General features: G+C 59.7%; 4 protein-coding genes. 3 read left to right on the plus strand and 1 reads right to left on the minus strand.

Annotation, left to right across the window (positions count from 1 at the left end; translation table 11 throughout):
* The first annotated feature begins 85 nt into the window (after positions 1-85).
* The 3 genes from AC24GY_RS20160 to AC24GY_RS20170 all read left to right on the plus strand — a co-directional run bounded on the left by AC24GY_RS20160 (position 86) and on the right by AC24GY_RS20170 (position 9991).
* Complete coding sequence (locus AC24GY_RS20160) at positions 86-8278, plus strand: MG2 domain-containing protein (protein WP_487686665.1); 8193 nt, start codon at positions 86-88, stop codon at positions 8276-8278.
* A 17-nt stretch (positions 8279-8295) separates the two neighbouring features.
* On the plus strand, positions 8296-8784 hold the full coding sequence (locus tag AC24GY_RS20165; protein WP_487686666.1) for a c-type cytochrome domain-containing protein: 489 nt from the start codon (positions 8296-8298) through the stop codon (positions 8782-8784).
* Positions 8785-8854: 70 nt separating this feature from the next.
* Positions 8855-9991 carry a hypothetical protein gene (locus tag AC24GY_RS20170; protein ID WP_487686667.1) on the plus strand — a complete coding sequence of 379 codons (1137 nt, stop codon included), beginning with the start codon at positions 8855-8857 and terminating at the stop codon, positions 9989-9991.
* Positions 9992-10015: 24 nt separating this feature from the next.
* Here AC24GY_RS20170 and AC24GY_RS20175 read toward each other — a convergent pair.
* Positions 10016-10237, minus strand: a 222-nt coding sequence (locus tag AC24GY_RS20175) for a hypothetical protein (RefSeq protein ID WP_487686668.1), incomplete at its 5' end; no start/stop codon positions are given.

Below are 10237 nucleotides of genomic sequence, written 5' to 3' on the forward strand. Positions count from 1 at the left end.
ACGTAAATTGACTGCCACTCATTCATGCATCTTGCCATCGGCATTTCCGGCTGCGCATAATAAGGAAATATCATTGGAGACCGCCATGTATCACCGCATCATCCTGTTCCTTGTCTTTGCTCAAACCCTGACAGCCACACCGGTCGATGACGCGGAGGTGCTGCTGCAACGCCAGCGCTATGCCGAAGCAGCCACCACGCTGACCGATGCCGTAATAACAGCTTCTGCGGACGCAGGCTATGCGCATTATCTGCGGGGTGTTGCCCGTGCGGAATCTAAACAGCCTACAGCCGCCATCACCGACTGTGACGCCGTTCCCGCAGGCCATGTCTGGCAGCGCAAGGCGTTGTTTTTGAAAGCTCAGTGCCTTGCTGAACTGAAACGCCATCAGGAAGCCGAAGCCATCTACAGTTCGGAAGCCACACGACTGTTTGCAACGACGCGCAAAGAAAAGCTGGCGGAGGCGCTCATTGCTTTGGCGCAGGAGATCACCAAACCGGCCGTGCCAGGCCAAAGCGTGGGCAGCGATGCACAGAACAAGGCGCTGGCTCTTTATAGAAAAGCACAGGAACTGGAGACCGGCCCCAAGATGCGCGAACAGCTCCTCTTTCAGACCGTGGTGAGCGTGCGCGACTTGAACCAACGCAATGAACTGCCACAGGCCTGCGATGCCTACTTGCGTGAGTTTGATCCCGACTGGCGCGGCCTCATGGGCAGCCCACCGCCGACATCCGCCACGAAGGAAACCGGCACCCACCGCTGGGAGGTGCGCCAGATGCTCATCGAAGGTATGTTGCAAACAGGTGGGAGCGCCGCCGCACGCCGCTATGCGGAGGATGTTTTGACCCAGTGGAAGACCAAGGCTCCAGCTGCAGGAACGAAACCGGATCAAGGCGACATCGAGTGGCTGATCTGTCGCAGCCATGGAGCGCTGATGGTTCAACCTGTTCATTCAGCACAACTGCCGCACAGCAACAATGACATGCAGCAAGGCACCCAGGTCGTGCAGCAGAATGAGCAGGTCACCACCATTCCATCTACAGATCCTGCGAAGCACATCGCCAGCCTGCGGCAGTTTTTACAGGTGCATCCATCCCACCCTAGATCGGCGGAAGCTGCCTTCGCATTGATCCAGGTGCTGGCTTTACAAAACAAAAGCGATGAGGCCCTGGAAGCCTGCAAAGCCTTGTATGACCGCGCGGACTGGCCTTCTCCTGCGGCGAATGAAGAGGACAAACGCACACCGGCCGAGCGCCTCGAATCATGGCGGCAGATGGCATTCTTCCATATCGGCGCCCTTCGCTTTGCCGCTCGGCAGTATCCGCAGGCCATCGAGCAGTGGCGCGCCTACATCGCCAAACATCCCGACGGCAGCCTGTGGCAGCAGGCGCAGGCGCGCATCATGGAGGCCGAGTTTCAGCTCTGCCTCGATGCCGTGGCCACCAACAACCGCGAGGAGGCGGCCAAGCGATTCGATGCCTTCATTGCTGCACACCCGCTGGACCCACGCTGTGCGCAGCTCCTGTTTCTAAATGGTCAATGGCACTTCACCGCAGCGCAGGAACTATCCAAAAAGGAGGCCGGCAAGCCACGCTCGCCTGAGCTGACCAAGCTGTTTGAAGACGCCATCACCGAGTGGGCCCGTTTGATCATCAAACATCCGCAGAGCGAGGAGGCCTCCCTGGCGCTCTACCGTAGCGGCATCATTCAGGCCGAGCACCTTGACCGGCATGAAGAGGCGCTGAACACCTTCCAAAGACTCACCTGGGGCGGATGGAAACAGCTCGCGGCCGAACGCGCAGCCATGATGCCGCAGCGCTCGCTGGCGCTGCGTACACCGCGCACTTTCCGCAGCAATGAAACCGCCCAGGTGCGCGTGAACGTGCGCAACATCGAAAAGCTCAAGGTCTCGCGCTACATCCTTAATCTGGAAGATTTCTTCCGCAGCCGTCATCGCCTTGATGGTGAATCAGGCATCGGCTCCCTCGACATCGATTTGATACAACCCGACAAAACATGGGAGGTGAACATCGAAGGCTACACCCGGCTCAAGCTCATCGAGCAGGCCATTGATGTGCCGTTTGAAGGCGCCAAGCCCGGCGTGTGCCTCATCCGCGTCGAGGGCGAGGACTGGCAGGCCAGCACCATCGTGATCCGCAGTGACATTGATCTCATCGTGCAGTCCGCATGGACAGAGGCACTGGTGTTTGTGCAGGACCGCATCAAAGGCACCGCCGTGGCGGATGCGGAGGTGCTGCTCAGCAATGGCAAGGAAATCCTCGGCCAGGGCCGCACGGGCAAAGATGGTGTGTTCCGCCTGCGCGGCGAAATGATCCGCGCTGCGGCAGATCTCTGCGCCTACGTGCGCACGGACGCAGGCGTGGCCATCCAGCGTCTGAATCTGCGCGGCATGACGCAGGAGATCACCGGAGGAGATACTGACCGCACTTCCGTGGAGCTTTCACGACGCGGCTTCATCTACACCGACAAATCCGCCTACCGCGCGGGGGACGTCGTCCACTTCCGCGGTATCATTCGGGATGTGCAGGACGGCGCTTACAGCGTTCCCGTCGGCCGCGAGTATGAGATCAGCATCACCGACGAACGGAAGCGTGTCCTGCGCCGCATGAAATCAAAGCTCAGCGAGTTCGGCACCTTCACCCACAGCGTTCCCCTGCCCGCCTCCGCTCCCACGGGCAGCTACCACATCACTGCAAAAGCCGTGGAGGGAGATGAAACACACGAAGCCTGGTTCAACGTGCATGAGTTTGAGATAGCGGAGATCACCGCCGAGATCGAGACGAAGCCAGATGCGGTGTTTCGTGGTGACCGCATCGAAGGAACCCTGCGCGTGAACTACTCATGGGGAGCTCCGCTTGTGGACGAACCCGTGCGCCTGCGCATGCCCGACGGACGCCTGCTAGAGGGTAAAACCGATGCCGCAGGCGCCTTCACATTCACGCAGGAGACCTCCGCATTTCAGCCGGGTGAGTTCCTCCGCTTTGACACCGACCTGCCCGCGCGCCGTCGCAGCGCACATCACGCGGTGAGCCTGCTGCATTCCGGCATTCAGCTCGCGTGGGATCGCCTGCCTGATCCCGCGCTCACGGGAGAGCCTTCCCTCATTCGCATCAAGGCGCTGGATCACCACGGCAAACCCACGGCGGCCACAGTGAAGGTCACTCTCTCACGTCTCGACAATCAGCCGCAGAACCCGGTGCTCTCCGGCCTGCCCGGGCTGGTGTACATTCCCACGGCCAGCGCACCGGCACGCATCGCGGAGTTCACGGTGCAGACAGATGCCAAGACGGGGATGGGCAGCTCCAATGTGGTGGTGCAGTCCGCGATGCGTCATCAACTCATGGCTCAAACCACCGACGCCCGCGGCAACGTCGTCGAGAGCAAAGCTCACTTCGATGTCTCCGGCCCCGAGGATACGACGAAAGTGCGCCTCTTCAGCGACCAAACCGAAGTCAACGAAGGCAGCACGCTCAAAGTCGATGCCCACAGCCGCGTCACCACACCGCTGGCTCTCGTCACTCTCGCGGGTGAAGACATGATCGAGCATCGCATCATCAAACTGGGCATCGGTCACAATGAACTGCCTGTCACCGTGGCAACCGCACACTGGCCGCAGTTTGAGGTCAGCGTGGCTTTTTTTGATGGCGACAAACTGCACAGCGCGCACAGCGGCTTTGTGGTGAAGCGCCCGCTCAAGATCGAGATCCAAACGCCAGCCCAGCTCGTCAAACCCGGTGAGGCCGCCGAGATCACGCTCACCACCACCGACGCGAATGGCAAACCTGTGTCCGCAGAGCTCAGCCTAGCGCTCGCCAGCGCGGCGTTGTTTGCGCAATACTCTGACGACACCGAAGACATCGACGAATATTTTCACGGTAGCCTGCGTTGTTACAACAGCCTGCGCATCGGCAGCAACGCGAGCTTCCAGCACCGCGCTTCTTCCCAGCTTCTCACCAAGGATGAATCTGGCAATGTCATCGCCATCGCAGACGGTGCGCAGTCCCACATCGATCTGCTGCGTCAGATGGAGCAAAGGGAACAGAGCGTGTGGTACGAGCAGGCGGCTTTACAGCAGCGGTTACGATCGGGCCCTATGAACATGAACGGATCTTCCAACCTGGCCGAAAATGACGGGTCACAAGGGGGGCGTTCGCTGAACATCGGCAGCGGCGGCATGCTTGTAGCCAACGGCGGAACTTTAGTGCTCGGTGGATCGAGCACGTACGGCGGAGGCAACAACACCCTCAGTGTGCAAGGATCCGGCATAGTCACTGGCAACATGGGCGGCGCAATGATCGACAATCTGTCTGCCTTCAACAACCCCACTTCGCCGAATGCTTACTCAATGACAGGGGCTGCTCCATTTCCATACGGAGGCGGCCCGATAACGGCCGGAAATCGATCCGGAGGTTATAGCATCAACAACGCCACCATTCATATGTTACTCGGCTCGGGCTTCCCGAGCGCAGGTGGACAAACCAATGGCCAGCCCTATGCGCCTGACGCACAGTGGCACTGCCCGCTTGTGACCGATGCCTCCGGCAAAGTGAAAGTGACTTTGACGGCACCGGCCATGGCAGGCGCATGGCGTTTGACGAGCCGTGGCTGCACAGTGACAACGAGTGTAGGACAGGCCGAGGAGGAGTTGACGACAAAGTGGGAATTCATGGCGGAAGTGCGGATGCCCACCACTCTCGTTTCAGGAGACACCTTCACACCATGCCTGCTGCTGCACGGTGCACCCGAAAACGAAACGACCGCTCAGGCCAGCTTTGAGACCGCAGGTGTCCCGAAAGGGCAAACGCGCTCCGCAACCCTCAAACCCCAAGGTTCCACTGAAGTGGTGTTTGATCCAGTCAAAGTCCCCGACATGCCGGGCCAGAGCATCTCCTCCGCCTTAATCAAGACGGCAAAGGACACACTCACTCTATCCTCAAACTTCATGGTGCTGCCATTCGGTGAATCAAGCACCAGTCATGCGCTGAAGATTGTTTCCGCACCTGGAGAAGCAGCCTTCACGCTCGTTCCTTCCCAGCAGCTTCTGGTGTCTGCTTTTTCATCGCCTCTGACGCTGCTGCAATCCATGGGCCACTCTTCACAGACGGCTGCCAGCAGATTGCTGAGCCATGTGTCGGCCGCACGTGCTGGCAAATCTGCGGATGAAAGCCCGATCCGACTGCTCATCGCTGAGCTCCAGATCACTCAGCAGGATGGCGGCTGGACATGGCAGGATGTCAAATGGCAGCACGACAGCGTCGTGACGAGTCTTGGGCTGTGGGCACTGGTGGAGGCGAGAGCGCTTGGCTTTGATGTCGAAGATTCCACGATCAAAAAAGCGACTGCTTATTTGAAGAAGGCGCTGGCGATCATTCCGCCAGATGAGCCGGACAAAGCAGCCGTCATCTTGTATGCACTCGCTTGTGTGAATGAGGCGGACTTCTCCGTGGCCAATCGCATGTACCGCGACCGCGTGAAGCTGAATGACCCAGCACTTGCATGGCTGGCAGCCGCATTTCAACGGATGAACCGAATCGAGGAAGCAAAGGAACTGCTCAAGGCCCTCGAAGCCAAGCCCACCTGGACCGGCAGCAAAACCACCTCCCGGCTCAGCAGCAAAGACGACACGACTGCCATCCTGCTTTACGCCGTAGCGAAGACCCAACCCGGCTCTGCTTTGGCAAAGAAGGCGGCGGATGCGCTGCAGCAGCAGCTTGGCGTTTCACTGGGAGCTGACTCAGCTATGCAGGGACTTTGGACAGCGGCACTGGCGGAGCATTTCATCAGCAGTGGCATGCACCAGACACCTCAGGCGGAGGAACTGAAGCTGACGCTGAATGGTGAGCAGCATACAGCCGGCATTGGCGGAGTCATTCGCATTCCCACCCCCAAGGCAGGCGCGGACGGCAAGTTCAATGTCAGCGTGAACTTCAAGACCGACAAGGCCACTCCCATCATCATCTCGACCTTCGTCAACGAGAAGGCCATTGATCCGAAAGCAGCCCCGGTGGGTTCATTGCCAACGGTGGCCAAACGTGCATGGCTGCATGAAGGCCTGCGGCATCATGACAAGCCCTTGGACGCAGAGAGCAGCTCGCCGGTGAACGTGGCGGCGCATGGGCAGCGCCTGCGTGTGCGGTTGGAATTGAAGGCACCGAAGCAGGCGCAGAACGGCTACGTCATCATTGATGAACCGCTTCCAGGCGGCTGCATGTTTGTCCCCGGTTCGCTGGAGGCAGAGCATGCCCGTTTGGAACAGCTCCCGGGCATGCTGCGGCTGTGGTTCATCCCGGGAACCTTCACCGCAGACACGCAGATCAGCTATGAGCTGATGGCCTTGCACCCTGGCAGCTATCGCATCGCACACACCCGCGTGCGTGATGCCTGCCAGCACGAACGCTTCAACGCGGGCCCCGATGGCAAGCTGACCATTCTCGCTCCGGGCCAGCCATCCACCGATCCGCATGTGATGAACGGCTTCGAACGTCTGGAACTGGCGGAGCTGCTGTTTGTTGAAGGCGAGCTGGAAACAGCGCGCACGCACCTCGAACTCCTGCGCAATGATGCCGAGGCGATGAAATACCACGAACGCGATATCGCGCGCATGCTGCTGTGGATTCACACCTCACGCGAGGGCATGGATGCCAAGCAGATCGTGGAGTTGTTCGAAGCACTCAGCGAGAGGCATCCGGACATTGTCATTCCCTTCGACAAGATTCTGAAAGTGGCGGCCGCTTACCGGCAGATGGGGGAATTTGAACGGGCATGGCTGGTCTATCGCGCCACGATGGAGAGCAGCTTTGTCAGTGATGCAGGCGTGAGTGCGGCCATGGAAACAGCGGGAGATTTCCCCGGCAGCGCGGAGCATCAGATCGGTCTGTGGATGGAATACCCGGACGGCGCGGACAGCCTGCTGGCCTTCTTCAGTCTGGCGCAGCGCTTTCAAGAATTTGCCGCCAATCCCACCACGGTGCCACTGCGCCCTGGAGCAGCAAAGTGGGCAAAGAACCAGCTGCTGGAGCGCAGTCGGGATCTGCTGCGTCGTGTCCTGACACTCTATGCCAAGGATGATCTGGCGGACGATGCCGCCTTCAGTCTGGCCAATGTGTTCTTTGATCTCAAGGACTACAAGAGCGTGGTGCAGACGGCAGGCAATGCTGCGGCGACGTTTACGAAAAGCAGCTTCCTGAACAACTTTCACTACATGACGGCGCTGGGCCGCTTCTGGCAGTATCAGTTTCCCGAAGCCCTCGCCGCCGCTGCACCGGTGGCCGCAGGCAGCAGCGATGACGCGCCCAATGCGCGCTACATCACCGCGCAGATCCATCACGCGCAGGGCAAGTTTGCCGAGGCAGTGCACTGGTATGAAAAAGTGAAGGACGACTTTGATGACGCCCGCGAGTCCATCACCATGCTGCAGGAGAAAGCCGTGAAGCTTCCCTTTGCCACGCGGACAAAGCCCGGTGAACCGGTGAAGATCGAACTGGAGCACCGCAATGTGAAGGAGGCTGCGCTGCTCATCTACCGGGTGGATTTGATGAAGCTGCAGGAGCGGCAGAAGGATCTCAATAGCGTCGGCAGCGTGAATCTCTCCGGCATCACCCCGCAGGCAGAGATGAAGGTGCCTTTGGGAGATGGCATGGATTACGCCTGGAAAAAGCGCAGCATCGAACTGCCGCTGAAGGAGGAGGGTGCCTACCTCGTGATCTGCCGCGGCGACTCACAGATGACCAGCAGCCTCGTGCTGATCACCACTCTGGACATGGAGGTGCACGAGGACGCCGAGAACGGGGCCGTGCGCGTGCAGGTGCGCGACACCGTGCGCAATGCCTACGTGGCCGATGCCGACATCGCCGCCTATGACACCAGCGGTGCCGCACAACCGCAGAAGGGCCGCACTGATCCACGCGGAGCCTTCAATGCCTCCGGCATCCACGGGCAGGCCGTCGTCGTTGTGAAGCTAGGTGACTCCCGCTACGCCGTCTTTCGCAGCAGCAGCAACCTGATGCCGCTGGCTGCAAGTGCCCTGAACCGGGGAGTGAACGCACCTGCTCCCGCCCAGCAAGGCCGCATTTTCCCTGGTCACGGCAATGTCACCGGTGACAGCAAGATGTCCGGCAAACCCGAGGGCAAGGACGCCTATCTCTTCAACGTGCGTGGCAAGCTGGACGCCAACAATTTGGGCAACCGCGCCGCCTGGTCTGAGAAGCTCAAAAACGAAGGCAAGGGCGTCAAGGCGGAGAAAGCCTTCAAGAAATAAGCAGTTCTCCCCATTGCATGCGCATCATCCTGAGTTCTGTTTCACCCATGCACCGCCACTGGTATTCTTTTCTCTGCGTCCTGGTCCTCGCATCCTGCTCCACGCCCCCCGATTCGGAAACCAAGCCGATGGGTGAGAATGTGCTGAGCAAGGAGGCGATCCATGCGGCCAAGACCGGCCCCGTCGATTTCACGGCGCATGTGAAGCCGGTGCTGGAGGCGAAATGTGTGATGTGCCACAACCGCGAAGCGCTGCCCGGCCATGGAAGTCTCGAAAACCGCACGGAGGCGGTGCGCTCAGGGGCGCTGGGTGCCTACATCGTGCCGGGTCACCCGGAGAGCAGCCTGCTCGTGGCCAATGTAAAGACCGCTCATCAACATGCCAGTGTCATGCCAGCTGTGGGCGAGCGTTTGACGAAAGATGAATACGCGATCCTCACGAAGTGGGTCAAGGAAGGTGCGGCGTGGCCTACGGGCAAAGCGGGCACGCTGAAGATCATCCGGTAATCAGAATTTCCGATCCCGGGCATTCGCAATTCGTCTTGGCCCCTTGGAATGGCCATGCTCTACTGGCCGCATGGCAGACCATCGCGCCCTCATTTCGAATCCCGCAGACTTGCAGCCCTCCACCGCCTGGAACGAAACAGTCTGGGCCTACACGAGCGAGGAGGAACTCGTCGATCACACCACGAAGGCGCGCCTCTGCGTGGCCACGCTGCTGCCATTCAAGGACAAGAAACCGGACTGGGACGGCTTCACCAAAAGCGTGCGCTGGATGCAGCAGTGCGCCGCGCATTATGGCGTGGAGATGGTCTTTGTGCTCAACGCAGACACCGGGTACATCTTTGACCTCAGCAATGAATTGTATGCCGAGGTGCTGAAGCGTTTCCGCGCGGAGTTTCCCGAGCAGCGCTTCATCGCGGGAGTGACGGCACGCGGCGCGGAGAATGACACCGCATTCAAAGCGGAGCGTTACTGGCCGCTGCTCGACATCGCGCAGGAGCATGACAACTGCGAGATGATGATCATGACCAGCAAGCTGCTCAACACACTGGAGAACGAGCCGAGACGCGATGCTTACTTCCAGATCGCCGAGCATCTCATCCGCCCCGGCCTCGCGCATGCGCTGGAGCCTTCCTTTGTGCCATGGGCCACGCCGTTTGATCCGTGGCTGTTCCATGAGATCGCGCTACACCCGAGTTATGTGGGTGGCAAGGTCAGCACGCTCGACGAGCCGCACTTCCACTACTGGGCTGCCATGTGCAAAGGGCTGAACCTGCCCTTCTCCCCGCACAGCGGCGATGACTACGGCATCGCCACCGCCATCAAGCTCGGCCTGCCCCTGCTCATCGGTGCGGGCGTCAGCGCCTGCCCGCTCATCTGCGCTGCCCGCGACATGTGGCTGCTCGACAGCGTGGCCGACAAGAAATTCAAGACCGGCACCGGCCGCTTTGACACACGCGTTTATAAACTCTTCGAAGCCTTCCAGTCCTTCGAAGATCTCGTCTTCCGCCTGGACGACCGCATGAGCGCCTCACCCTACAAGCACAGTACCGCGCATGTGCTGCACCAGCTCGGGCTTATTGAATCCCCTGAAGCGCATCCGGACTGCAAGGATCTGCGGGGTGCGGATGAGGCGCAGAGGATGACGGAGGCGATGCGCAGGCCGAGGCGGCTGGCGAAGAAGCTGGGGGTTCCGTTGTTTGGGGAGTAATTGGAGCGGCCAACGTGAAGCGCTTTATCGCCCAGGTTCTTCGCTCGGCCAGAGCTCTCTCTTGTTACTTTTTGCGGCCAATTTCACCCACCACCCTGCATAGCTTTCGAGTGGTTGTTTCAAAACCGTATGCTTTTGCAGCCACCTAATCGGCGCGTAAAATGTCTGGGCTGACTCTTGCACCGCTAACGTTGCGTCGAATCTTTCAAAAACGAAGGTGGCCGGTCCAAAACTGAGAATATAGAT

The organism is Prosthecobacter sp. Pr1 (genome assembly GCF_057652315.1).

What these genes read in the sequence shown, in the direction of transcription:
- AC24GY_RS20160 (WP_487686665.1), top strand. Translation starts at nt 86, where the DNA reads ATGTATCACCGCATCATCCTGTTCCTTGTCTTTGCTCAAACCCTGACA.
- AC24GY_RS20165 (WP_487686666.1), top strand. Translation starts at nt 8,296, where the DNA reads ATGCGCATCATCCTGAGTTCTGTTTCACCCATGCACCGCCACTGGTAT.
- AC24GY_RS20170 (WP_487686667.1), top strand. Translation starts at nt 8,855, where the DNA reads ATGGCAGACCATCGCGCCCTCATTTCGAATCCCGCAGACTTGCAGCCC.